General features: G+C 70.9%; 17 protein-coding genes. 8 read left to right on the forward strand and 9 right to left on the reverse strand.

From position 1 onward, the window contains the following. Positions 1 to 2: 2 nt before the first annotated feature. From HNV26_RS07130 to HNV26_RS07155, 6 genes are all read right to left on the reverse strand, one after another. Entirely contained in the window at positions 3 to 1,463 is a 1,461-nt protein-coding gene (locus tag HNV26_RS07130; RefSeq protein ID WP_171440755.1) for a trypsin-like peptidase domain-containing protein, read from the reverse strand. Between the two features lie 68 nt (positions 1,464 to 1,531). Further along, a complete protein-coding gene (locus tag HNV26_RS07135; protein WP_171440756.1) occupies positions 1,532 to 2,161 on the reverse strand; it encodes a nucleotide exchange factor GrpE in 630 nt (209 codons plus the stop codon). Between the two features lie 105 nt (positions 2,162 to 2,266). Continuing rightward, positions 2,267 to 2,512: an RNA polymerase sigma factor region1.1 domain-containing protein gene (locus HNV26_RS07140; protein WP_090490757.1), complete on the reverse strand. Its 246-nt coding sequence runs from the start codon at positions 2,510 to 2,512 to the stop codon at positions 2,267 to 2,269. 112 nt (positions 2,513 to 2,624) lie between these two features. Then, positions 2,625 to 4,646: an ATP-dependent zinc metalloprotease FtsH gene (gene ftsH / locus HNV26_RS07145; protein ID WP_171440788.1), complete on the reverse strand. Its 2,022-nt coding sequence runs from the start codon at positions 4,644 to 4,646 to the stop codon at positions 2,625 to 2,627. A 175-nt stretch (positions 4,647 to 4,821) separates the two neighbouring features. After that, positions 4,822 to 5,748 carry a hypothetical protein gene (locus HNV26_RS07150; RefSeq protein WP_171440757.1) on the reverse strand — a complete coding sequence of 309 codons (927 nt, stop codon included), beginning with the start codon at positions 5,746 to 5,748 and terminating at the stop codon, positions 4,822 to 4,824. Between the two features lies 1 nt (position 5,749). Further along, positions 5,750 to 6,157, reverse strand: a complete 408-nt coding sequence (locus tag HNV26_RS07155) for a (deoxy)nucleoside triphosphate pyrophosphohydrolase (protein WP_171440758.1) — start codon at positions 6,155 to 6,157, stop codon at positions 5,750 to 5,752. Between the two features lie 267 nt (positions 6,158 to 6,424). Between HNV26_RS07155 and HNV26_RS07160 the strand changes: the two genes are divergently transcribed. From HNV26_RS07160 to HNV26_RS07170, 3 genes are all read left to right on the forward strand, one after another. Then, on the forward strand, positions 6,425 to 6,661 hold the full coding sequence (locus tag HNV26_RS07160; RefSeq protein WP_013940940.1) for a helix-turn-helix domain-containing protein: 237 nt from the start codon (positions 6,425 to 6,427) through the stop codon (positions 6,659 to 6,661). Positions 6,662 to 6,807: 146 nt separating this feature from the next. After that, positions 6,808 to 10,599, forward strand: coding sequence for a serine/threonine-protein kinase (locus tag HNV26_RS07165; protein WP_366816801.1), 3,792 nt, complete (start codon positions 6,808 to 6,810; stop codon positions 10,597 to 10,599). Positions 10,600 to 10,678: 79 nt separating this feature from the next. Continuing rightward, on the forward strand, positions 10,679 to 12,010 hold the full coding sequence (locus HNV26_RS07170; protein ID WP_171440760.1) for a serine/threonine-protein kinase: 1,332 nt from the start codon (positions 10,679 to 10,681) through the stop codon (positions 12,008 to 12,010). 4 nt (positions 12,011 to 12,014) lie between these two features. On the opposite strand, the gene HNV26_RS07175 is transcribed toward HNV26_RS07170, so the two are convergent. The 3 genes from HNV26_RS07175 to HNV26_RS07185 are packed head-to-tail and all read right to left on the reverse strand — an operon-like array spanning position 12,015 to position 18,164. Then, entirely contained in the window at positions 12,015 to 13,394 is a 1,380-nt protein-coding gene (locus HNV26_RS07175; protein ID WP_171440761.1) for a sigma 54-interacting transcriptional regulator, read from the reverse strand. Between the two features lie 57 nt (positions 13,395 to 13,451). Beyond that, on the reverse strand, positions 13,452 to 15,770 hold the full coding sequence (locus HNV26_RS07180; protein WP_171440762.1) for a hypothetical protein: 2,319 nt from the start codon (positions 15,768 to 15,770) through the stop codon (positions 13,452 to 13,454). 15 nt (positions 15,771 to 15,785) lie between these two features. Continuing rightward, the gene (locus HNV26_RS07185; protein WP_171440763.1) at positions 15,786 to 18,164 is read right to left on the reverse strand and encodes an FdhF/YdeP family oxidoreductase; all 2,379 of its coding nucleotides are present in this window, start codon (positions 18,162 to 18,164) and stop codon (positions 15,786 to 15,788) included. 248 nt (positions 18,165 to 18,412) lie between these two features. On the opposite strand from HNV26_RS07185, the gene HNV26_RS38915 reads away from it, so the two are divergent. The 5 genes from HNV26_RS38915 to HNV26_RS07210 all read left to right on the forward strand — a co-directional run bounded on the left by HNV26_RS38915 (position 18,413) and on the right by HNV26_RS07210 (position 24,375). Further along, positions 18,413 to 19,630, forward strand: a complete 1,218-nt coding sequence (locus HNV26_RS38915) for a BON domain-containing protein (protein ID WP_171440764.1) — start codon at positions 18,413 to 18,415, stop codon at positions 19,628 to 19,630. A 108-nt stretch (positions 19,631 to 19,738) separates the two neighbouring features. Further along, positions 19,739 to 21,394: a urocanate hydratase gene (gene hutU / locus HNV26_RS07195; RefSeq protein ID WP_171440765.1), complete on the forward strand. Its 1,656-nt coding sequence runs from the start codon at positions 19,739 to 19,741 to the stop codon at positions 21,392 to 21,394. A gap of 2 nt (positions 21,395 to 21,396) precedes the next feature. Further along, the gene (locus HNV26_RS07200; RefSeq protein WP_171440766.1) at positions 21,397 to 22,152 is read left to right on the forward strand and encodes a hypothetical protein; all 756 of its coding nucleotides are present in this window, start codon (positions 21,397 to 21,399) and stop codon (positions 22,150 to 22,152) included. Between the two features lie 3 nt (positions 22,153 to 22,155). Continuing rightward, positions 22,156 to 23,421 carry an imidazolonepropionase gene (hutI, locus tag HNV26_RS07205; RefSeq protein WP_171440767.1) on the forward strand — a complete coding sequence of 422 codons (1,266 nt, stop codon included), beginning with the start codon at positions 22,156 to 22,158 and terminating at the stop codon, positions 23,419 to 23,421. 90 nt (positions 23,422 to 23,511) lie between these two features. Beyond that, positions 23,512 to 24,375 (forward strand): class II glutamine amidotransferase, encoded by an 864-nt coding sequence (locus tag HNV26_RS07210; protein WP_171440768.1) that lies wholly within the window; start codon positions 23,512 to 23,514, stop codon positions 24,373 to 24,375. Positions 24,376 to 24,379: the final 4 nt, after the last annotated feature.

Here is a 24,379-nt window from a genome sequence, read left to right on the forward strand (position 1 = left end):
CCTCACCGGGCGATGGCGATGTACTGGAGCGCCTCGCCCCGCTTCACCCGCAGGAGGATGCTGACCCCGGCGCTCCCCTTCCCCAGCGCCGCGCGCACCCCGGCCACGTCCTTCACCCGGCGGCGGTTCACTTCCGTCACGACGTCGCCCGCCCGCAGGCCAGCCGAGTCCGCTGGGCTGCGCGGCGTGACACCCGACACCAGCACGCCGGACCAGGCTGTCTCCCCCAGGGGCGCGGCCACCTCCGGCGTGAGGTCGCGGATCACCAGCCCCATCTCCTCCTCACTGGCCGTCCGCTGGATGAGCCCCTCGGTGGCCTCCTGCGCGGGGCGCGCCACCAGCCGCACCGTCACCTCCTGCGTCGCGGTGCCCCGCGTCAGCGACAGGCGCGCCTCGGTGCCCGGAGCCAGCAGCGCCACCTTGCGCAACAACTGCAGGTAGGAGCCGATGGGCCGCCCATTCACCGCCACCAGCCGGTCGCCGGGGCGGATGCCCACGGCCGCGGCGGGGCTGCCCTTGTAGACGTCCTTCACCAGCGGGGCCTGGCGCTCACCCCCACCATGGCTCCCGTCGTCATTGATGACGACGCCCAGCCACCCACGCTCCAGCTTGCCGTTCTCCCGGAGGTTGGGCAGCAATTCCTTCACCAGGTTGCTGGGGACCGCGAAACCAATGCCCTGCCCCTGACTGATGATGGCGGTGTTCACCCCCACCACCTCCCCCTTCATGTTGAAGAGGGGCCCACCGGAGTTGCCGGGGTTGATGAGCGCGTCCGTCTGGATGAAGTCGTCGAACTGGCCCACGCCCAGCACGCGCTCCTTGGCGGAGATCATCCCGTGGGACACGGAGTGGTCCAGCCCAAAGGGGTTGCCTATGGCCACCACCCAGTCCCCCACCGCCATCCGGTCCGAGTCCCCCAGGTAGACGGCGGGCAGCTTGCCCAGGTCCACGCCGCTGAGCCGCAGCAGCGCCACGTCCGTGGAGGCGTCACGCCCCACCACGGAGGCGGCGAACTCGCGGCCATCCGCCAGACGCACGGCAATCTGCTGCGCGCTGGCCACCACGTGGTTGTTGGTGACGACGAGCCCGTCGGGCGTCAGGACGAAGCCGGAGCCGGTGGACTTCTTCATCCCCTCCAGGCCACCGGCCCGGGGCCCCACGGTGGTGATGTTGACGACGCCCGCCTCCACCGCGCTGATCAACGGCGCCAGCGAGGACGGGGGCACGAAGTGCGGGATGCCCGGGTCTCCCTCGGCGCGCTCGCGCCACAGGCCCAGGCCGCCCGTCTGCCCCTCGCCCCCCGCGGCCTGCGCGGCGAACCACGCGGCATGCTCCCGGGCCCGCGCGGGGAGCCACGCGTCGAGAGGACCCTCGGCGGCCGCCGCGACCGGGACGAGCGCCAGCACCAAACACAGGGAGAAGAATCGGGAGAGCACGGAGCGGCAGTCTACACGGCGGACCATGGTCGAACGGTCTCAACAGCCTGGCCCGGCGCCCCCTTCCCGTGAGGGGGGCGCCCTGGACGGCGGCGTCAGGCCTGGACGGGGGCGACGTACTTCGCCACCTTCACCCGGGCCGGGCGGATGATGCGGTCCTTCAGCCGGTAGCCCGCACGCAGCTCGGCGACGATGCGGTGGTCCTCGTCCGGCGTGGCGGTCACTTCCATGTCGACGGCATCGGCCGTGTTCGGGTCGAAGGGCTGCCCGACGACCTCAAGGCGCTCGATGCCCGTGGACTGCGCCTTGCGCAAGAGTTCAGCACGGATCATCCGGACGCCCTCGGCCAGCGGCGAGGTGTCCTGGGCGCTGACGGACAGGCACCGGTCCAGTTCGTCAATGGCCTCCAGCAGCGTGATGGCCACGTTGCCGCGCTCCACGTCCAGCATGCGCTCACGCTCCCGCGTCACGCGCTGCTTGAAATCCTCGCGGTCCTTCTCCGCGGCCTGCACCGCGCGGACGGCAATGTCGAACTTCTTGCGAAGCGTCTCCAGCTCCGCGGCCATCCGCGCCCGCTCCGCGTCCTGACCGGCAGCCGCGTGCTCCTCCGGAGCCTGCTGCTGGGAGGAAGTCTCCTCGGCGGCGGAAACAGGTCCTTCGCCGTTGGCGGAGGGGGGCTGCTGGGTGGCTTCGGGGGCTGCGTCGGTGCGGGTGTTACCGGCCATGTCGAACCTGAGGCGATGGTGGGTGCGCAGTCGCGCGCGAAAGGTAGGGAGTCACTGCTGCCCGGAACCTAACCGCGAGACGGCCCCTGTCAACGCGGGAGCGAGCTAGTGCTCCTGCGGCGCGGCGGGCGACTCGGCCATGAAGCCGTGGTCCACCTGCCCTGTCACCTCGTCGATGATTTCCACCTGGGCGGCCCGCAGCGAGTAATAGAGGAGCCACCGCTCCGCCGCCGTCAGGGTTCCCGCCGGCAGGGCCTCCTCAATCTCCTGAACCGTGAGCCGGCCCTCCTTGAGCCCCTTCGCGAAGAGGGCCTTGCGGGCGATGTAGCTCTTACCGATCCTGTTCTCCACGGCGACGCCTCCTTTCCTCCAAAGATAATTTCGCCCACCGGTCGCCGCAGGACGTCGCGGTGGCGGTGGGCTTCGGGACGGCAGGAGGGCAGGCGCCCAGCCAGCCGAAGCCTCAGGAGTCGAGCGCGTCCGAGTGTTGCGTGGGCGGCGTCTGGTCGTCTTTGCCCCCGACGTCCACCGGGTGCGCGGAGATGACCTGACGCGCCTCGGGGTGCAGCAGGCCGCGCTGCGCCAGCACCTTGGGCCCCAGAATCGTCACCATGGTGTCCTCCTCCACCACCTCCACGGCCAGGAGCCGGGCCGCCAGCGCCTGGACCCTGTCCTTGTGGGTGGTCAGCACCTGACGGGCCCTGTCGAGCGCTTCACTGACGAGCTTGCGCACCTCCTCGTCAATCATCCGCGCCGTCTGCTCGGAGTAGCTGCGCGTCTCCGGCACGCCCGCCGAGCGGAGGAAGCCCGGGCCATGTTCCGCGCTCAGGGCCACCGGCCCCAGCGTGCTCATGCCGTAGTCCCGCACCATCATCCGAGCCATTTCCGTGGCCTGGCGGATGTCGTTGGACGCGCCGGTGGAGATTTCCCCGATGAAGATCTCCTCCGCGGCCCGGCCGCCCATCATCCCCGCCATCTTGTCGCGCAGTTCGTCCAGCGACATGAGATAGCGGTCCTCCAGCGGCAGCGACATGGTGTAGCCCAGCGCCGCCAGACCACGCGGGATGATGGACACCTTCGTCACCCGCTCCGCGTGGGGCAGCATCCACCCCACCACCGCGTGGCCCGCCTCGTGGTGCGCGACAATCTCCTTTTCACGCTCGTTCATCCGGCGGTTCTTCTTCTCCAGACCGGCGACGACGCGCTCGATGGCTTCCTCGAAGTCCGCCCGCATCACCGCGTCGCGGTTGCGGCGCGCGGCCAGGAGCGCGGCCTCGTTCACCACGTTGGCCAGGTCCGCGCCCGCGAAGCCCGGGGTGCGCGAGGCGATGGCCTTGAGGTCCACGTCCGGTCCCAACTTCACGCCCTTGGCGTGAATCTCCAGCACGCGCTCGCGGCCCCGCTTGTCCGGCCGGTCCACCAGCACCTGCCGGTCGAAGCGGCCCGGACGCATCAACGCGCTGTCCAGGATCTCCGGACGGTTGGTGGCCGCCAGGATGATGAGCCCCGCGCGGCTGTCGAAGCCGTCCATCTCCGCGAGCAATTGGTTGAGCGTCTGCTCACGCTCATCATGTCCACCGGCCACGCCCGAGTTGCGGCTCTTGCCAATGGCGTCCAGTTCGTCGATGAAGATGATGCACGGCGCCTTCGCCGTGGCCTGGGCAAACAAGTCGCGGACTCGCGCGGCGCCCACGCCGACGAACATCTCCACGAACTCGGACCCCGACAGGCTGAAGAAGGGGACGCCCGCTTCGCCCGCAACGGCTCGCGCCAGCAGCGTCTTGCCCGTCCCCGGAGGGCCCACCAGCAGCACCCCTTTGGGGATGCGCCCGCCCAGGCGGCGGAACTTCTCGGGCGTCTTGAGGAACTCGACGATTTCACGCAGCTCGTCGACCGCCTCGTCCACGCCCGCCACGTCCTTGAAGCCCACGCCGGTATCGGCCTCGGCCTGCACCTTGGCGCGCGTCTTCCCGAAGCTCATGACGCTCTGCGGGCCCTGCCCCATGCCGCCGGCCACCCGGCGCATCATGAAGCTCCAGAAGAGGAAGAAGAGCCCCAGGGGCAACAGCCATATCCACAGCGCCTCGCCCAGCCCTGACTGCGGCACGGCCTCGAACTGGATGCCCTTCTGCTCCAACAACGGCACCAGCCCCTCGTCACCGGCGACGCGGTAGGCCATCCACGGCAGGGCGCTCGGCTCGCCGCGCAGCGTGCGCTCCCCATCTGTCGGAGGCGGCGGCTGCGCCGTGTCCTTGAGGAAGCCCTTCACCCACTCGTTCGAAATCTGGACCCGGCTGAAGTTCCCGGCTTCCACCCCGTCGCGGAACTGGCTGTAGCTCACGCGCCGCACGCCCGCGTCCTGGAAAACGTTGCGGAACAGCAGGAAGCCCAGGACGAGCAACAGGATGTAGCCCAACGGTGAGCCGAACTTGAACCCCTTCCCCGTTGGCGTTGGCTTGTCTGTCTTCTTTCCGCGTGGGCCCATCCCAGGCGGCAAATCCTGTGGCTTCATCGTCGGCACGCTCGACCCTCCCCCTCCCCCGCCCACGCGGACACAGTGACCGCGAGGCGTCTTCCCTGGCGGGCCAAAGATGTTCACCGTTGCCATACCGTCAACCCGCCAGGCGGGCTTCACGGCATGTGCGGGCCCTTGCGGCGAATCAGCGACACCCGATCAACCACAAGGGTTGGCCAGTGAACTCCGTGCCCAACAAATAGCCGTTGCCGTCTTGCAGAAAGGTGATGGCTTCTGCCTGGGCCTGGCTCCCGCTCGGAACCTCGACGAGCTGTCCTTGCAACAGGTCCTCCAGCCGCGCGGCGCCGGGGCGGCGCAGCTCGTACGCGCGCGAGTAGGTGCGCAGCAGCAGCCGCTCACCGGAGGGATGCAGGGAGGCCGCGGTGGTGGCCCGGTCCATCCCGAGCGGCGCCGTCAACGTCCCCAGCTTCCGGGCCTGGATGGGGGTCTCCGCGCGCAGGCCATCCAGCGCGAAGACCTCTCCCAGGGAGTCCAGCGTCTTGGTGATGACGGCCAACCGGCCAGAGCGGGCGTCGATGATGACCGACTCCGCGTCGCGGGGCCCGTCCGGGTACATGAAGGGCAGCACCTCCACCGGCACCGTGGCGTCCTCGATCGCCTCCGGTTCTGGCAGCCGGTAGAGCCGCACCTGCTCCCGGCGCGCGAAGTTGTCACCGATGTCCGCAAGATAGACGCAGCCGCGCAACGCCCCCGGGGCGCAGGGCCCCACCGTGACGTCCTCGATGTCGCGAGGGGTGGCCCCGGTGAGCGTCAGCCGGGCGAGGATGGCGCCCTTCGCGTCCATGGCGAACAGCTCGAAGCCGTTGCCGGAGTCGTTGTGCGCCCAGAATGCACCCGGGTGTCGCTGGCTGGCGGCCAGGCCGGAGAGCTCGGGCAGCACGTCGGGCACGGCGCCAGACCGCTGAGGCTCGCTGTAGAGCGTGCACCCCGGCACGCCCTGGGCAGGGACCTGGTTCGTCACCTCGGGTGGAGGCGGCGCGGGCGGCGGCTTGGAGCGGGAGCACGCGCCCAGCACTCCGGCCAGCAGCGCCAGGAGGAGGCGGCGCGGCACGTCAGTTGTCCAGGTCGAGCAGCTTCGCCAACGTCTTCGCATCCGCGTCCGGGAAGCGGTACGCGGACATCTCCTCCAACGCCACCCAGCGGTGGTCATGCACGCGCAGGTGTTGGATTTCATCCGTCGGCCGCGAGAGCCGGCAGTGGAAGACGCGGAAGTCGATGTCGTAGTTGGGGTACTCGTGGTGGGTGTGCATGGCCTGACCCAGCACGTCCACCTCCACGCCCATCTCTTCCTGGATTTCCCGGGCAAGAGCCTCGGCGTCCTCCTCACCTTCCTCCACGCGCCCGCCGGGGAACTCCCACAGCAGGGGCAGTGACGCGGTGGGGGGGCGCTGGGTGATGAGGTAGCGCCCCTGCTCATTCTGGAGCATCGCACCGACGACACGGACCTGACGGCGGGCCATTCGCTTCTCCTCTTTCTGGCGGGACACCGGGGGGAGGGGCGAACTAACACAGCCCCCGCCCCGCGCCAATGCCACAACCCCAGTCGCCCAGCCTGCGCACGTCCGGACACCCTGGCCACCCTCCCCTTGGGCCGCACAGTCGCTGCGGACGCCCGGGGGGCTTGCCCCGGCCGCCCGCCCCCCGGGCAATGTTCGGGTCCGTGCGGCAGCGCACCGGCATGTGGTGAATTGGATGACGGGAACGCGAGAAGGCGTCATGCTCGGCCCATGACGACGAGTCGTAGGGAAAGGGCCGAGGTGCTCGGGGCGGCACTGAAGGCCGCCCGCCAGCAGGCGGGGCTCGGCATGGAGGAGGTCGCCGAGCAACTGGAAATCCCCGTGGAAGTGCTCGCTCGGGTGGAACGCGGGGTGATGGTGCCGACCATTCCCACCCTGACGCGCCTGTGTGTGATTCTGAAGCTGGACCCGGATGTGCTGCCCGAGCTGCCGGAGATGAGTGACTGACGTCCGGGCGTGGCCGTCCAAGCTCACGGCCTCGAGCTCCCACGCCCATGCGCTGCCCCACCTGCCATCGCCGCGTGGCCGAGCGCTGCCCTCGCCACGGCCCGGTCGAAGCGCGTTCCCCAGGCTCCTTGCCAGAGCCTCCGGCTGTGGCGGGCCATGTCCTGGGAGCGCCCCTGGGGCGCGGTGGGTTTGGACGGGTGTTCGCCGCGCGGCGTGAAGTGGATGGGCTGGACGTCGCGCTGAAGGTGCTGGAGCCGCTCGCGGGCGAACGGCTGGGGCGGGAGTTGGAGGCCCTGCGCCGCATCGGCCCCCCCGCTGTGCCACGGCTGCTGGGCGAGGCCACGACCCGCGCCGGTGAGCGGGTGGTCATCATGGAGCGCATCGAGGGCCCGACGCTGGCGCAGCGGTTGGCGAAGCTGCCGGGCGCCGGGGCCCTGTCCTGGGCCGATGCGGCCCCGCTGACGCGAGCCCTGGCGGAGGCGCTGGCCCAGGTCCATGCGGCGGGCGTGGTGCACCGGGACCTGAAGCCGGAAAACGTCGTGCTGTCCGAGGGGCGGCTCGTCCTGCTGGACTTCGGGCTCGCGTGGCTGACGGCCCAGGATGATGGAGCGGGGCTCTCGCCAGGGCTCACCCGCACGGGTCAGCGGCTGGGGACCCATGAGTACATGTCACCCGAGCAGTGCCGGGACGCGCGATACATCGACGCGCGCGCGGACCTGTATGCGCTTGGGGTGATGTTCTTTGAGTTGCTGTGTGGCCGGCCCCCCTTTGTCGGAGAGGCGGCAGCGGTGCTCCAGGGGCATGTCTCGCGGCGGCCTCCGGCGATGCGGACGCTCGCGCCTTGGCCGGTGCCCGCGGCGGTGGAGACCCTGGTGCAGCGGCTGCTGGCCAAGGTGCCCGAGGACCGGGGAGACAGTGCGCGGGCGCTGGCGGCGGAGTTACGCGAGCTGCAGGGCGCTGGCGATGCGGTGGGCACCCAGGCGGTGTCCGGCGCCCTGGCGGAGAATCCGCGCCGTGCCACGGAGGCGCCACGGACGAACACGGGCCCTTCAACCGTCCCCACCCCAGACACCAGCCGAGCCACGCGCGAGGTGGCGGTCCTCGGTGTGAAGTCCTCACTGGATGCACCCGCCTTGCAGGCCTCCCTCGCCGGAAGCGGCGCCATCCTCGCGCGCGTGGAGCCGGGCCTTTGCCTCTTCGCGTTCCCCCACGAAGCGGCGGTGGAAGCCGGCCTGCGCGCGGCGCTCCGGGCCGCAGAGGTGCTGAAGGCCGCCCTCCCCCCAAACGCAACGCTCGCGCTTCATTGCGCACCGCTGCGCATTCGTGAGCGTGCAGGCCGATTGACGGTGGGTGGCGCGGCGGTGGAGCGGCCCGAGCGGTGGTGGCCATCGTCTGAATCCGTCTCCACCCTGGAGACAGTCGCACTGACGGCCAGCGCCCGGGCCCACCTGGGCGATCTGCCCTACAGCACGCCGCATGGGGATGCGCTGACATCTCCTGACCTCCTCCTGGGCCGGGACACGGAACGGCGGTGGCTGCGCGAAGCCCTGTCGCGCGCGCAAGCACACGGCGCGCCCGTGCTGCGCACCCTGCTGGCGGAAGAAGGCCATGGCAAGACACGCCTGCTCACGACATGGCGGAGCGAACTGGAGGGCACGCCCGGCGTCTCCGTGCGCTTCGTCGAGGCGCTCCCGGATGAAGGCAGCGCGAGCGAAAGCGGCCTGCGAAGCCTCATCAACACCGTGCTTGGCCTGCCGTCCCAGACACCCTCGGATGAAGCGCTGCGTCGGCTGCTCGCGGACGCGCGTCCCCCGGTGGATGTGGCCACCGTGCACCCGGCGGCGCGCAGGCAACTGGTGGCGAGGGCCATCGCAGCGCACCTGTGGCGGCTCGCCGCCGCTCAACCCCTGGTTCTGCTGGTCGATGACGCGCACACGCTGGACCCCACGGCCCTGGATGCGCTGGAACTGGCGACGCTCTCCGGAGAGGGGGCCCCCCTGTGCGTGGTGCTCGCCGGCCGGCACCGGCTGCTGGGCTTGCGCCCCTACCTGGGGGAACGCGCACGAGACGCCGAACAGCGAGAGCTTCCGCCCCTTCCGGAGCATGATGCGCGCGAGCTGCTTCGCCAGTGGCTGCGCCCCGTAGACCTGATCGCCGAAGGCGTGTTGAGAGAGCTGGTGGACCGCAGCGGTGGCTCACCGCTGCGCATGCTGGAGACGGTGCGTGCCCTCCGAGGCGCGGGCGCCATCCGTACCCGTCCGGATGGGGGTGGCTACCTCGCCGCGGACGCCCTGAATGGGCTGGCCCCGGACCGCCCGGGCGCGGATGAACGGCTCGCCGAACGAAGCCTGTCGGGCCTGCCCACTGGCATGCGCGCCCCGCTCCAGGTCGCGGCGCTCCTGGGAGACGACGTGCGGCTGGAGGAGCTCACCGCCACGCTCGCCCACCTGGAGACAGACGCGTCCCTGGACCTGTCGCTGGACCCGGGCGTCGCGATGGAGCGGCTGGCGCGAGCGGGCATGCTGGAACCCCGCGGTCCGCGACGCTGGCGCTTCGAACACACCACCCTGCGCGAAGCCTTCACCGCCCTGCTCCCTCCGCCACTGAAGCGGCGCATCTGCGCGGCCGCCTTGCGCGCCCTGCCCGCGACGCCCACCGCCCGAAGGGCGCGCCTGGCCGAGTCCGCCGGAGATTCCCTCCAGGCCACGGCCCTCCACTGGAACCTGGCCGAATCGGCTCGCCACGCGCACCGCCTCCTGGAGGCGGAGCGGCACTACTCGGCCGCCCTGTCACTGGTGCCGCGCGCCGAAGAGGCCGTCCGGCTGGAGCTGCTGTCGGGACGAGGACGCGTGCGCTACCGCCTCCAGCGCATCGACGACGCCGTGGAAGACCTGCGCGCCGCCCGCCTGCTGGCCGAGGCCCACCGCGATGTGGTGCGCGAGGCGGACTTGCTGCTGGAAGAAGCCACCGCCCTCGACTGGCAGGACGACGCGATGGGCTCCACCGCGCTGCTGGAGCAGGCCCTGCACTGCCTGAAGGACGCGGTCCCCTCGGAGCTGGCCGCGCGCCATGCCCTGGCCCAGGCGCGCGTCCTCGTGCGGCGGGAGGACATCACCGGGGCCGTGCCCGCCCTGGAGCGAGCCGTGGAGGCCGCGCGGTCCGGAGAGGACTCGGAGACGGAGGCCATCGCCCTGGCCATGCTGGGCGCGATGCTGGCGTGGACCGACCGGCTGGACGAAGCCTCGCGCCGCTTCGACGAAGCCATCACCCTGTGCGAGGCGACCGGCGACACCCTGCACCTGGGCGTGGCCCTCAACAACCGGATGGTGCTGCATGTCCAGCGCCGGGACGCGGCGGGCGCTCACGCGGACCTGGAGCGCGCGGTGACCCTGGGACGCGAGCTGGGCAACGTTCAGATTGAACGGACCTCCGCCTTCAACCTGGCGCTGCTGCTCGGCTACCAGGGCCGGGCCGTGGAGGCATTGCCCCTGGCGCGGCGGGCCGGCGTGCTGAGCCAGCGCTTCTTCCCCCGCTCCATGGCCCAGGATGCCCTGCTGGTGGCGCGCCTGTGCTGCGAACTGGGAGACCTGCCCGAAGTCGCACGTCAGCTCGCCTGGCTCGAGGAGCCGGACACGCGGCAGCGTCTGTCCCCTTCGGACGCGCTGATGCTGTCCGTGGTCCGGCGCGTCGTGAACGAGGCCCGAGACGCCCTCCCCTACGGCGCCGATGCCTGGGCCCACCTGGTGGAAGCGTCACGCCGGTTGGCCACGCCTGATGAGCGGCTGGAGATTCTCGTCTGGGCGGCGCGCGCGGCTCGCAAGGCCGGAGATACGGTGACGCTGTTGGCTCGGGTCGCGGAGGTCGAGGAGACCGCACGCGAAGCGCCGCTGTGGACGGACCGCGTCCGCGCGCTGGTGGCCCCGACCGAAAGCCCCTAGCGGGACGGCCACGCCCAGCGCTGGGGCCGAAAACCGTGTTAGCACGGGGTGTCGCCGCAACGGCACGGAGGGACGTCCCATGGCCGGTGGGCCCCCACGCGAACACGCCATATCGCTCTACGGAGACGAGCTGGAACCCGGAGCGCTGGTGGGCGACTGGGTCATCGAGTCACGCGTCCACGCGGGCGTGACCGCGTGGCTCTATCGCGCGTCGCACCTGTCCACGCGGGCTCCCGCCGCGGTGAAGGTGGTGCGTGCCGAGTTCAACCACGTCACCAACGTGCTCCGCCGCTTCCAGCAGGAAGCGGACACGCTCCGGGCGCTGCGCCATCCCCACATCGTGGAGGTGCTCGAGCACGGCGACCTTCGCGACGGACGCCCCTGGCTGGCCATGGAATGGCTGGAGGGCGAAAGCGTGGACCAGTGGCTCACGCACCGAGGCCCCTTCTCCCTCGCGGAGGCGCTGACGGTGATGGAGGAACTGGGCGCCGCGCTGCACTTCGCCCATGGCCGCGGCATCCTCCACCGGGACCTCAAGGCCCAGAACGTGATGGTCATCCCCCTGGCGGAGGGCTTCACGGTGAAGCTGGTGGACTTCGGCATCGCCCGCGTGGAGCCACCGGAGGGGCTCGCCGGCCTGACGTCCGGCGGCGCCGTGCTCGGCACGCCCGTGTCCATGGCCCCCGAGCAGATTCGCGGACAGGCCCTGGACGCACGCACCGACCTGTACGCGATGGGCGTGCTTCTCTACCAACTCCTCACCGGGAGCCTGCCTTTCGAGGGCACCAGCGTGGTGGAGGTCGAGGAGCAGCACCTCCACGCGCCGCCACCGCACCTGGATGAGCGGGTGCACGCACCGCCAGCACTGGACGCCGTGGTCCAGCGGTGTCTCGCGAAGGCCCCTGGGGACCGCTGGCCGGACGTACCCGCCTTCCTCGAGGCCTTGCGCGCGGCGCTGGCGCCCATTCCGGATGAGACATGGGCCGTGGCTGTCTATGTGGACCTCCGCTTCCCGGTGGCCCTGGACGAGCCCACCGACGCGGACCTGGATGCCAGGGACGCCACGCTGGACGCGGCGCTCACCGAACTGGAGACCCGTGACTGGATGCTCGCCCTGGAGAGCGGCAACGCCGTGCTCGCGTGGAAGTCACTGCCTCCCACCTCCGAGGCCCGAGTCCCGGCCCTGGTGGAAGCGCGCCAGGTGGCGGAAGCGCTGTTGCGGCAGGCATGTGAGGCCGCGGGTGACCGCGTGGAAGTCCGCGTCTATGCGCACGCGGCCCTGTGTGAGCTGAGCACGGACGCCCAAGGCCTTCCGAGGTTGGCGGGTGGTGAGTTGCTGCGCCTGGAGTCCTGGGCTTCGGGAGGCACGGCGGGCGAGGTCCTGCTGTCGGATGCACTCGCCAGCCGCTGAGTGGCTACGTCCGCAGCCGGTGCCGGCGCAGCAGGCGGTACAGGTACACGCGGTCCATGTCCGCGGCGGTGGCGGCCTGCGACACCTTGCCTCCGTGGAGCTTGAGGAGCGCATCCAGGTACTCGCGCTCGAAGACCTCCAGCGCGCGGCGGCGAGCCTCCGCGTAGGGCTGCTTTGGGTCCACCAGGCTGCGCAGCACCGCTTGCGCGCTCACCTCCTCGGCGTCCGGCGGCATGGCGTCCTGGAAGACGAGGCAACGCTCCAGGTGGTTGCGCAGCTCGCGCACGTTCCCCGGCCACGCGGCGTGCTGGAGCTGCGCGATGAACTCCGGCGTGCTCAGCGCCGCGAGCTGCTCGGAGCCGGCCCCGAAGGCCGTGAGGATTCGCTCCGCGATGAGGGGGATGTCCTCGGGCCGCTCCCGCAGCGCGGGGATGATGATGCGCACCACCGCGAGGCGGAAGAACAGGTCGGAGCGGAAGCGCGCCGCGTTCACCTCGGCGCGCAGGTCCCGGTGCGTGGCGGCGATGACGCGCACGTTGACGGGCTGGTACCCGTTGGCCCCCAGCCGGCGAATCTCCTTGTTCTCCAGGACGCGCAGCAGCTTCGGCTGCAGCTCCGCGGGCAGCTCGCCAATCTCGTCCAGGAAGATGGTGCCGCCGTCCGCCTCCTCGAAGGCGCCGACGCGGCGCTGGATGGCGCCGGTGAAGGAGCCCTTCTCGTGGCCGAACAGCTCGCTCTCCAGCAGATTGCCGGGAATGGCGCCGCAGTCCACGGTGAGGAAGGGCCCCGAGCCCCGGGCGCTCGCCTGATGGATGGCGAAGGCCGCGCGGCTCTTGCCCGTGCCCGTCTCCCCCTCCAGCAACACCGTCGCGTCGCTCGCGGCGGCTCGCTCCATGAGGGCGAAGCTGGCGCGCGTCACGGGCGACGCGCCCACCAGCTCACCGAACGTCGTGCGGTCGGAGATGAGCAGCCGGTTCGTCTCCGGGCTGAAGTCGAACCGGACGCTCACCCGGCCCAGGCGCAGGATGCTGCCGCCACGAAGATACGCGTCACGCACGTGGACGCCGTCGAGCACGGTGCCGTTTCGGCTGTCCAAATCCCGCAGGCGGGCGCCGTCGTGGTCGACCTTCACCTCGCAGTGGAAGCGCGAGACGGTGGGCTCCTCGATGACGAAGTCGTTGAGCCCATGCGAGCCGATGGAGAACGTGTCCGCGTTGCTGTCCTTGGACTGCCCAGGCTGCGGGCCTTCGACGACGGTGAATCGGAAGCGGCGAACAGCGCCCGAGGTCCCGGGCCTTCCTGTCCCTGTGGGCCGCGTCTGCTGGACGGAATCAGCCCCTTCGGCTGGACGGCCCGCCCCCTGGGGTCGCTCGGTGTGACTCATAAGGGATGGACGCTATCACCGTGGACGCCACGCCAGCGGGCCCGGTGGCCACTTGACCTACCGGAGGCCCCATTCGACGACGAAGTCCGGCCCGTCCTCCACGCGAGACAGCCGGGCAAACGACTCCGGGCGTTCGTCCCCCGTCCACAGACCGACGAGGTCGCCCAACAGCCAGTGGGACAGTGAGCGCGCCACCCGCTGCACCCCGTCTCGCGGCACACCCGACAGCGAGCGCTGCGACTCCATCATCGCGCGCACCGTTCGCGACGGAACCACCCAGCACTCGGCCCGAGGAAACGGAGGCGCCAGGAACAGGCAGAACGCGGCATCGGTCCGCAGCAACTGCGCGTCCAGATGCTCCCGGCCCAGCCGGAAGGCGGGCAGCCATTGACCCTCTCCGCGCTGCTCGAGCTTCACCACCTGCACGGACACCACGCGCCGTGTGCGCAGGAAGTCGCCCACCGCCACGTCGAGGACGAAAGCCACCTCCACCCCCAACCGCGCGGCGGCCAAAGGCGGAGGCACGGCGTCCGGAGCCCCCTCGCCGTCCACCGGGACAGGCTCGGGCACGGGCTCCGGTTCACGGCGCCGGACCGTCATCGACAGGTCCCACGGCGAGGGCTGCCCCTGAGCCATCAACGCGGAGACGTCCGCCTTCACCCGCGCCAACTCCGCGCGCAGTGCTTCGAGCAGGTCCGCCGCGAGCGTCGCGGTGTCCTCGCGGAAGCGCTCCGGATAACGAGAAGAGAACTCCGCCTCCACTCGACCGAAGGCGCCCAGCAACAGCTCCTCCAGGTCCCGGTCACGCAGCCACGTCCGGCCTCCGAGCGGCACCGCGCGCGTCACATGCAGGTGCCGCAACGCCTCCGTCAACGTCGCGGGGCCTGAAGCCTGCGAAGGCTCCACGGGGGCGCCCGGCTTCCCCTTCGCCGCCGGGCCCTGGAACCAGGACTGGAGCGTCCGGACGCGGAGGCGAACGCGTGACGACGGGTGCTCCTTCAACCGCTTCACCTGTCGCCGGTCGGTCGCGGTGCGCACCAGGGCCAGCACCGTGAGCTCCGCCTCGGACGAAGCGGCATCCGGCGCGCACCAGAGGAAGAACTCGATGGCCGCCTTGCGCAGCACGGGCTTGCGCCCCACGCGGTCAGCGACTTCCTGACGCCACGCCGCCAGTTCGTCCAGACCGGGCCGCACGGCACCGGGCATGAAGCGAGGCCACAGCTCGGCACATTCTTCCGCCAGCCAGTGGAGCTGGTCGAATCCCGGCGCCCCCGGCTTGAGCTTCGACAGCGCGCGCTTGCGGCGGTCGAAGGCATCTGGCGCGCCCTTGCGCACGGCGGCACGGAACAACCGCTCCTCCAGCCACAGCAGCGTGAGCACCAGCCCCGGCTCGCCCTTGCGCAGCGTGGCTTGGCAGTGGTCGAGCACGAAGCGCACGGGGCCCAGGTCCGCCGAGGCCTCGAAGTCGCCGTTCACCAAAGCGCCCAGCGCCCCGCGCAGGCCGTCCACCGGTGGCGCATCGAAGCGCGCCAGCAGCTCGCACAGGTTCTCCACCACTTCGGGAGGACCGCCGACCTCCAGCGTGCGCGACAGCAAGAGCCCCGCCCGAGCGCACCAGTCCGGCTCCTTGCGTCCACCGGGGTAGCACGCCAGGAAGCCACTCATGCCGCTGCGGCCCCCCGGCGACGTCGCCAACGAGAAGAGCCGCTCGGCCAGGACCTCCGAAGCCTCCCGCCACGGCAGCCGCGCGGCCCGTGTCCGGATGAACTCCGCCAACCGGTCGCGCCCGTCCGCCGCCGTCGCCGGCATCAGCGCGCGCAGCTGCTCCAGCAGCGCGACGGACTTCGCGCCGGTGCCCAACACCTGGCGCAGGTCCACCTCCACCGCGCCGTGGAAGCGCAGGGCCCGGCCGTCGAAGGTACACGGCGCGTCGCCGACGAGGGACTGGAGCGCGTCCGGGTGCCGCTTCAGGATGCGCGTCAGCACCGTGGTGACGGTGGCCTCCGTCTCACGCCGCAACCGCGCGGCCGTGTCCGCGTCCCCCACCTCCAGCAACGCGGCCAGCATCGTCTCCTGCCGCGCCATCAAGCGCGGCAGCAGGCCCCGGGGCGGCACGGCGTAGGGCCACAGCAACTCACTGCAGGAAGAGAGCAGGAACAACAGCTCGCCGAGGGTCCGCTCGCCCTCGTCCAGGCGGCTCCAGGCCGCCGCTTGTGCCTGGGTGCGCTCATCCAGCGAAGCGCCTCGCACCCAGGCCGCGAAGGACTCGCGCCACTGGGTGGACGCGGCCATGGCCTCCGCCGCGGGCGTCCCCGTCACCGTCTCATAGAGGGACCGGAGCGACTCCGGCCACCCGGTTTCATTGACGGGCTGCATGCTCTCTCACGCGCCTCATGCCACCGCGCCAGCGGGCAGGGCCCGCGATTCTCCGGCCGGGGTGATGCTGATGACCACCGACTTCGACGTGGGCGTGCGGCTCTTCTCCGCGAAGCTGTTCACGGGGACGAGGACGTTGGCCTCGGGAAAGTAGGTGGCCGCGCACCTGCGCGGGATGTTGTACGGCACCACGCGGAAGCCACGCGCCAGCCGCGTCTCGCCTTCAAAGTGGCTCCGCAGGTCGACAAGCTGGTCCGCCGCCAACCCCTGCGCCTTCATGTCGGCGGGATGCAGCAACACCACCCGGCGGCCATTGCGGATGCCGCGGTAGCGGTCATCCAGCCCGTACACCGTGGTGTTGAACTGGTCATGCGTGCGAATCGTCATCATCAGGAGCTGTCCCGGCTCCAGGGCAATGGGCTGTAGCGCATGCACCGTGAAGTGCGCCTTGCCACTCTTCGTGGTGAAGCGTCCCTCGCGCGGACCGTTCGGCAGCGCGAAGCCGCCCGGCTCCCGCACGCGGCGATTGAAGTCGTCGAAGCCGGGGATGACGCGCGAAATCTGCTCCCGGATGCGGTCGTAGTCCTCCACCAGCGACAGCCAGGGCACGCGAGAGCGCGCCCCCAGCACCGCCGTCGCCAGCCGGGCGACGATGACGGGTTCGCTGAGCAGGTGCTCCGACGCGGGCGCCACCGAGCCCCGCGAAGACGACACCACGCCCATGGAGTTCTCCACGGTGACGAACTGGGCCCCGCCGGCCTGCACGTCGCGCTCGGTGCGGCCCAGGCACGGCAAGATGAGCGCCCGCCGTCCGTGGACCAGGTGCGAGCGGTTGAGCTTGGTGGACACGTGGACGGTGAGGCGCGTGCGGCGCAGGGCCTCGGCGGTGAACTCCGTGTCCGGCGTGGCGGAGAGGAAGTTGCCACCGAGCGCGAAGAACACCTTCACCCGGCCGTCGTGCATGGCGTGCAGCGTGTCCACCACGTCCATGCCGTGGTGCCGCGGCGGCTCGAACCCGAACTCCCGGGACAGCGCCGTCAACAGGGCCTCGGGCGGCTTCTCCCAGATGCCCATGGTGCGGTCGCCCTGCACGTTGCTGTGACCGCGCACCGGGCACAGGCCCGCGCCCGGCTTGCCGATACCGCCGCGCAGCAGCGCCAGGTTGACGATTTCCTGAATGCACGCCACGCCGTTGCGGTGCTGCGTCAGCCCCATGGCCCAGCAGAAGATGGTGCGCTCGGAGCGGGCGAGGATCTCCGCCGCCGCGAGCACCTGCGCGCGCGGCACCCCACTCCCCTCCTCCACGTCCTCCCACTTCACCGCGCGCATGTGGGCCGCGTAGGCCTCGAAGCCGAGCGTCTTGTCGTCGATGAAGCCCTTGGCCACCACCGAGCCGGGGTTCGCGTCCTCCATCTCGAACAGCGCCTTGGCGATGCCCTGCAGCAGCGCGGCGTCGCCGTTGATGCGGACCTGAACGAACAGGGAGTTGAGCGCCGTTCCGGGCCCGATGAGGTGCAGCACGTCCTGCGGGTGCTTGAAGCGGTTGAGCCCCGTCTCCGGCAGCGGGTTGATGCTGACAATCTGGCAGCCCCGTCGCGCGGCGGCCTCGAGCGACGACAACATGCGCGGATGGTTCGTCCCCGGGTTCTGCCCGATGACGAAGATGGCATCCGCCTGGTCGAAGTCCTCCAGCGTGACAGTGCCCTTGCCGATGCCCACCGTCTCGTTGAGCGCGGAGCCGCTCGACTCGTGGCACATGTTCGAGCAGTCCGGCAGGTTGTTGGTGCCGAACTGCCGCACGAAGAGCTGGTAGAGGAACGCCGCCTCGTTGCTCGTACGCCCGGAGGTGTAGAAGCTCGCGGCGTCCGGCGTGTCGAGCGCGTTCAGCTCCTCGGCCACCAGCGCGAAGGCTTCGTCCCAGGACAGGGGCTCGTAGTGCGTGGCGCCTTCGCGGAGCACCATCGGGTGCGTCAGCCGGCCCTGCTTGCCCAGCCAGTGGTCCGTCTGGAGGGCGAGGTCCACCACGCTCCATCGACGGAAGAACTCCGGCGTCGCCCGCGCGGACATGGCCTCTTCCGCCACCGCCTTGGCGCCGTTCTCACAGAACTCCGCCATGGAGCGGTGTCCCGGGTCGGGCCACGCGCAGCCGGGGCAGTCGAAGCCCTCCTTCTGGTTCACCTTGAGCAGCAGCTTCGTCCCGCGCACCACGTCCATTTCACCGTAGACGTGCCGCATGGCGGAGATGACGGCGGGGATGCCGCCCGCCACCGTCGCGACGGGCCCCACGGTGGGGCCACGGGCCTCCTCGGGAGGCTGGGCGCAGGGCGTTGCCGTCGTGAGCGCGGACGACGCTCGCGCGCCAGGCCCCTGTGCGTTCCGGCTCCCGTCGTCCATGACACTCCCTCCAGGCATCGCGCGGCTGGCTGGCTGGCCGGTCGCGGCTGTGGACTCTACCGCGCTCTGGCCGCGCGGGAATGCTCATGGAACGACTGGCGCCTCTCCCGGCATACAGCGGCCACTCCGGGGCCCCCATGCCCGGCCGAACCTCTGGCGGGGCCTGCCTGCGTTGCCAGCGGCGCTCGCGGTCCAGAACGTCAGGAGACAGGCCCTGGGCGAACGCTCAACGAGAGGAGGCCATCCAGATGAACGGCAGGCGCGATGACGACCGGCGATGGGGAGACAGGGAGCGGGAGCAGCGGCACTCGAGGGGCTGGGAGGACGAACACGCCCATCCGAGGGACACCTGGGCCCGCGCCCCCGCCAGGGATGATGAGCACGGCGACGGGCGCGGGTCAGAACGCAGGGGCGGCTTCGAGCGGGACGACGCAGGCGCCGAGCGACGGCGGGGCGGGCCGCCCCCGGGCCACCACCGCCGAGGCGGTTGGGCCTCCGAGGATGATGCGCTTCCACGCTCCTTCGACAGCGAGCGACACTTCCGGGACGCCGCGAGGGACCGGGACACACGCGACTTCCAACAAGACGTCGACTTCGGACGCGCCGCGCGCGCCCTGGACCAGGGCCGGGAGTATGGCCGCGACTTCGACCTGGACCGGGAGCTGGACCGCCGTGCCCGGCACTTCGACCCGGAGCGCATCGCCAGACGGCCCGGCTACAGCCCCAGCGGCACGTTCCGCGAAGTCGCGGAGGACTGGCGCCTGGAGCCTCCCTACCTCGGCGTCCTGGAGGACGTGGGGACGGAGGGAGGACGTCGGGGCGGCCGTGAGATACCAGAGCGCCGGGGGCACGGCGGGAGGCGCCATGGCCACGGGGGCGCCGACGACGCCCACGAGCGCCGCCGACGGGAAGCGGGCGGCATGGACCGGAGCCGACCCTGGCGTGCCGCCAGCCACATGGCCGAAACGGATGTCCGCTACGGGGGCACACAACCCGCGGGCCATGGCCCCGGTGTGGAGAACATGGCGCCACCGTGGGATGGGTACTCCACCAGTCCGTCACGGCCGGATGACCACGACCTGGGCCAAGGTGGCTTCTCGGGTAGGCGCTACCGGCCCGAAGGCCCTGTGAGGGCGCCCCCCCGGGGACGCGCGCCGCGAGGCTACCGGCGCTCCAGCGAGCGAATCCTGGCGGACCTCTGCGACCGACTGATGCAGAGCTGGGTGGACGCCGAGGACGTGGACATCCGCGTGCGGGACGGCGTGGTGCTGCTGGCCGGCGTGGTGCGCAGCCAGGATGAACGGCACGCGACGGAAGCGCTCGCCCGGGACGTGCTGGGAGTGAAGGAGGTCATCAACGACATTCGCATCGACCGCGAGGACGGCGTCGTGGACCGGCCCGCGTCACGCAGCCCCGTCCAGACTCCGGGCCTGGACGCCTCCGACGACGACTCGCTGCATTCGTGAGGCGGCGGACGCGACGCGGCGCGACGCGGACATCGCGGTGGCCCGGAAGCACCCCGGTTCAGGTAGTGTGCCGGGCCTTTCCGTCCGCCACACTCTAGGAGTCCGCTCATGTCCCGCGTCATCCGCGCCCCCCACGGTTCCACCCTGTCCTGCAAGGGCTGGGTCCAGGAGGCCGCGCTCCGGATGTTGATGAACAACCTCGACCCGGACGTCGCCGAGCGCCCCGAGGACCTCGTCGTCTATGGCGGCACCGGCAAGGCCGCCCGCGACTGGCCCTCCTTCGACCGCATCGTGTCGAGCCTCCAGAACCTGGGCGACGATGAGACCCTGCTCGTCCAGTCCGGCAAGCCCGTGGGCATCTTCCGCACGCACCCGGACGCGCCGCGCGTGCTCATCGCCAACTCCAACCTCGTGGGCCGCTGGGCCACCTGGGAGCACTTCCACGAGTTGGAGAAGAAGGGCCTGATGATGTACGGCCAGATGACCGCGGGCTCGTGGATCTACATCGGCACGCAGGGCATCCTCCAGGGCACCTACGAGACCTTCGCCGCCGCCGGCCGCTTCCACTTCGGCACCGACGACCTGGCGGGCCGCCTCATCCTCTCCGGCGGTCTGGGTGGCATGGGTGGCGCGCAGCCGCTGGCCGCCACCATGAACAACGCGGTGTTCCTCGGCGTGGAGATCGACCCCACGCGCGCTCGCCGCCGCGTGGAGACGCGCTACCTGGACGTCGTCGCCAAGGACCTGGATGAGGCGCTGGCCCTGGTGAAGGACGCCCAGGAGAAGCGCGTGGGCCGCTCCATCGCCGTCATCGGCAACGCGGCGTCGGTGTTCCGCGAGCTGTACCGCCGCGGCATCAAGCCGGACCTCGTCACGGACCAGACGAGCGCCCACGACCCGCTCAACGGCTACATCCCCACGGACCTGTCGCTGGAGGCCGCCGCCGAGCTGCGGCAGCGGGATCCGGAGGCGTACGTCCGCCGCGCGCGCGAGTCGATGATGATGCACGTGCAGGCGATGAACGACTTCCAGAAGGCCGGCAGCCACGTCTTCGACTACGGCAACAACCTGCGCGGCCAGGCGGAGCTGGGCGGCATGGAGAACGCCTTCGAGTTCCCCGGCTTCGTCCCCGCCTACATCCGTCCCCTCTTCTGCGAGGGCATGGGGCCCTTCCGCTGGGTGGCGCTCTCCGGGGACCCGGAGGACATCCGCGTCACCGACCGCGTGGTGCGCGAGCTGTTCCCCCAGAAGGCCTCGCTCCAGCGCTGGCTGAACATGGCCGAGGAGCGCGTGGCGTTCCAGGGCCTGCCCTCGCGCATCTGCTGGCTGGGGTATGGCGAGCGCGCCAAGGCGGGCCTCGCGTTCAACGAGCTGGTGCGCAAGGGCGAGGTGAAGGCGCCCATCGTCATCGGCCGGGACCACCTGGACTGCGGCTCGGTGGCGTCGCCCAACCGCGAGACGGAGGCGATGAAGGACGGCACGGACGCGGTCGCGGACTGGCCCATCCTCAACGCGCTGGTGAACGCGGTGAACGGCGCCTCGTGGGTGTCCTTCCACCACGGCGGCGGCGTGGGCATGGGCTACTCGCTGCACGCCGGTCAGGTCATCGTCGCGGACGGAACGCCGGAGGCCGCGCGCCGCATCGAGCGCGTGCTCACCAGCGACCCCGGCATGGGCGTGCTGCGCCACGCGGACGCGGGCTACCCGGAGGCCATCGAGGTGGCGAAAGAGCGCGGCGTGAAGATTCCCGGCATCACCACCTGAAGATGAAGCAGGAGGCCGCAGTGAAGCGCTTGTGCGCGGCAGGAGTCGGACTGTGGGGCGCCGCCGTCGTGGGATTGACGGGGTGCGCCCCCACGGCGATGGGCCCCATGGTGATGCGGATGGGGCCCGGGGCGCCGGACCGCAACGTCATGCAGGTCGGCATGCGCTCCGGCCCCCGGTTGAGCGCGCCCATCGCGGGGACGCAGGGCGGCCTCGGAACGGGAAACAGCTTTCGGGGAAACGAGTCGAGCTTCTCCACGCAGCAGTGGGGCGTGGCGTTCGACGCGGCCCTGACGGTGCCCGTGTCCGAGCGGCTGCACCTGCACACCGGACTTCAGGGTGAGTTCCTCCTGCCCATCCCGCTGCCCGGGTACGGGCTGTACGCCGGGGCCTCGTACTACGTGGGCTCGGAGCGGCTGGGCCTGGCCCCGGCGTTGTCGCTGCGAGGCGCCAGTGATTTCGGGCTGGGCACCCCGCGCGGCGGGCCGGGCACCATCTTCGGCGCGGAGGTGTCGTGCGCGCTCACGATGCAGCCGGAGAAGAAGGTGTCCATTGGCCTGGTGCCCTTCGCGTCGTGGCACACGGTGGCGTCGCACGGGCGCAACGAGCAAGCGTTGTATTACGGCGGCGTGGTGGCGGCGCGCGTCTCCTGGGGCGGAAAGAACGACTTCGAGCTGTCGGGCGGATTCGGCCGCGCGAAGGTTGGCAAGAGTGTGAGCTGGAACGTGCCCATCATGGGCGCACGCGGAGGACGTTGAGCCATGGACGTGCTGGACCTGCTGGTGCGCAACACCTCCGAAGTGCTGACGGTGGAAGGCTCGCACCGCGAGCGCGCGGAGGACGCCCTCACCCCACGCCCAGGCGCGGTGGTGGGTGTGCGTGAGGGACGCATCGCCTACGTGGGCCCCGAGGCCGGCCTCCCCGCGGGCGCGGTGGGCCCTGGCACCGAGGTGGTGGACGCCCAGGGTGGCTTCGTGGGCCCCGGCTTCGTGGACCCCCACACGCACCTCGTCTTCGCCGGCGAGCGCTCGGCGGAGTTCGACCTGCGCAACCAGGGCGCCACCTACCTGGAGATTGCCAAGGCGGGCGGTGGCATCGCCGGCACGGTGCGGGCAACGCGGGCCGCGAGCGAGGAGGAGCTGGTGCGGCTCGCCCTCCCCCGCACGAAGCGCCTGTTGGAGCAGGGCGTCACGACGGCGGAGGTGAAGAGCGGCTACGGGCTCGACCTGGCGACGGAGCTGAAGATGCTGCGCGCCGTGCGGCGGCTCGGGACGCTGACGCCGCTGGAGCTGGTCCCCACGCTGCTGTGCGCGCACGCCGTGCCGGAGGAGTACCGCGGCAAGCGCGAGGACTACGTGCGGCTGTGCATCGAGGAGATTCTTCCCGCCGTCGCGCGCGAGGGGCTGGCGCGCTTCTGTGACGTTTTCGTGGAGGACAGCGCCTTCACCGTGGACGAGGCGCGCCGCATCTTGAGCGCGGGCCGGGCACTCGGAATGGTGCCGCGGCTGCATGCGGACCAGCTCACCGCGTGTGGCGCCTCCGAGCTCGCCGCGGAGCTGGGAGCCGCCACGGCGGACCACCTGGAGCAGGTGACGGACGCGGGGCTCAAGGCGTTGGCGGACGCCAACGTCACGGCGGTGCTCGTTCCCACCTCCACGCTGTTCCTGCGCATGCGGCCCTACGCGCCTGGACGCCGCATCCGCGATGCGGGGCTCAACGTCGCTTTGGGTACCAACGTCAATCCCGGTTCCGCCATGAGCGAAAACACAGCACTGGCGCTGGGACTCGCCTGTCTGGAAAACGGGCTTACTGCGGCAGAGGCGTATTGGGGAGCCACCCGTGGCGCGGCGGTGTCGTTGGGGCTGCAACAGCACGGAAGGCTGACCGTGGGTGACGCGGGCGACCTGGTGGTCTTCAGCTGTGCTTCGTACCGCCACCTGCCCTACCATCTAGGCGTAGCGCACGCGCGAGTGGTCGTGAAGGCTGGACGCATCGCTGTCCGGCAGCAGATGGAAGGTTGCGCGTGAACCGGCGTCGCAGAGACACAGCGGCTCCGAGTGGATAAAGACAGGACGACATCCGTCAGGGCCGGACGTTAAGAGTATTCGTTGCTAGCCATGTGCCGACTATTTGGATTCCGTTCAGCGATTCCCGCCGCGGTGCACCCTTCGTTGGTGACGGAGAAGAACTCGCTCCTCATCCAGTCGCGCGAGCACAAGGATGGATGGGGCATCGCGGCCTACGGCGCCGAGCAGGCGCCGGTGGTGGCGCACGGTGTGGGGCCCGCGCACAGCGACCCGGACTTCGAGCGGGTGAGCAGCCGGGTATCCTCGCACACGGTGGTGGCGCACATCCGGTTGGCCTCGGTGGGCGCGGTGGAGCTGCGCAACTCGCACCCCTTCCTGCATGGCCGCTGGTCGTTCGTGCACAACGGGACGCTGCGGGAGTTCGCGCAGCACCGGGCCGCCGTGGAAGCGCTCATCTGCCCGAGCCTGCGGACGAACATCCGGGGCACCACGGACAGCGAGCGGTGCTTCTACCTGTTCCTCACCCGCTTGGGCGCCCGGCATCCGATTGACCGGAAGGTCCCCGTGGAGGCCGTGGCGCGAGCGCTGGCGGAGACGATGTCGTTGGTGGCCGCCATCACGGATGCCGTGGGACAGGATGGCCGCTCGGCGATGAACTTCCTCGTGTCCGACGGCGAGTTGATGGTGGCCTCGCGGCGCAACCGAACGCTGTTCGTGTCCACGGGCCCGTCGCGCGACGACGTGTCGACGCTGCCGGCGCCAGGGACGAAGCTGGAGCAGCTCGTCGTGGCCAGTGAGTCGCTGTGTGGTGGGCCGTACTGGGCACCGGTGGCCGAAGAGGACGTCATCGGCGTGGACGCGAACCTCGTGTTCCATCACTGGCGCGTGCCGGAGCTCGCGGGCCCGGGCCTCTTCCCCGCCGTGAAGCCGGCCGCGTCACCCATCGTGGCCTGAGGGC

This window comes from Myxococcus xanthus (assembly GCF_013116825.1).
Taxonomy (GTDB): Bacteria; Myxococcota; Myxococcia; order Myxococcales; family Myxococcaceae; genus Myxococcus; species Myxococcus xanthus_B.

Coding starts and splice junctions, on each gene's coding strand:
- HNV26_RS07130 (WP_171440755.1), bottom strand. CDS start 1,463: ATGGTCCGCCGTGTAGACTGCCGCTCCGTGCTCTCCCGATTCTTCTCC.
- HNV26_RS07135 (WP_171440756.1), bottom strand. CDS start 2,161: ATGGCCGGTAACACCCGCACCGACGCAGCCCCCGAAGCCACCCAGCAG.
- ftsH (WP_171440788.1), bottom strand. CDS start 4,646: ATGGGCCCACGCGGAAAGAAGACAGACAAGCCAACGCCAACGGGGAAG.
- HNV26_RS07155 (WP_171440758.1), bottom strand. CDS start 6,157: ATGGCCCGCCGTCAGGTCCGTGTCGTCGGTGCGATGCTCCAGAATGAG.
- HNV26_RS07160 (WP_013940940.1), top strand. CDS start 6,425: ATGACGACGAGTCGTAGGGAAAGGGCCGAGGTGCTCGGGGCGGCACTG.
- HNV26_RS07170 (WP_171440760.1), top strand. CDS start 10,679: ATGGCCGGTGGGCCCCCACGCGAACACGCCATATCGCTCTACGGAGAC.
- HNV26_RS07175 (WP_171440761.1), bottom strand. CDS start 13,394: ATGAGTCACACCGAGCGACCCCAGGGGGCGGGCCGTCCAGCCGAAGGG.
- HNV26_RS07180 (WP_171440762.1), bottom strand. CDS start 15,770: ATGCAGCCCGTCAATGAAACCGGGTGGCCGGAGTCGCTCCGGTCCCTC.
- HNV26_RS07185 (WP_171440763.1), bottom strand. CDS start 18,164: ATGGACGACGGGAGCCGGAACGCACAGGGGCCTGGCGCGCGAGCGTCG.
- HNV26_RS38915 (WP_171440764.1), top strand. CDS start 18,413: ATGAACGGCAGGCGCGATGACGACCGGCGATGGGGAGACAGGGAGCGG.
- hutU (WP_171440765.1), top strand. CDS start 19,739: ATGTCCCGCGTCATCCGCGCCCCCCACGGTTCCACCCTGTCCTGCAAG.
- HNV26_RS07200 (WP_171440766.1), top strand. CDS start 21,397: ATGAAGCAGGAGGCCGCAGTGAAGCGCTTGTGCGCGGCAGGAGTCGGA.
- hutI (WP_171440767.1), top strand. CDS start 22,156: ATGGACGTGCTGGACCTGCTGGTGCGCAACACCTCCGAAGTGCTGACG.
- HNV26_RS07210 (WP_171440768.1), top strand. CDS start 23,512: ATGTGCCGACTATTTGGATTCCGTTCAGCGATTCCCGCCGCGGTGCAC.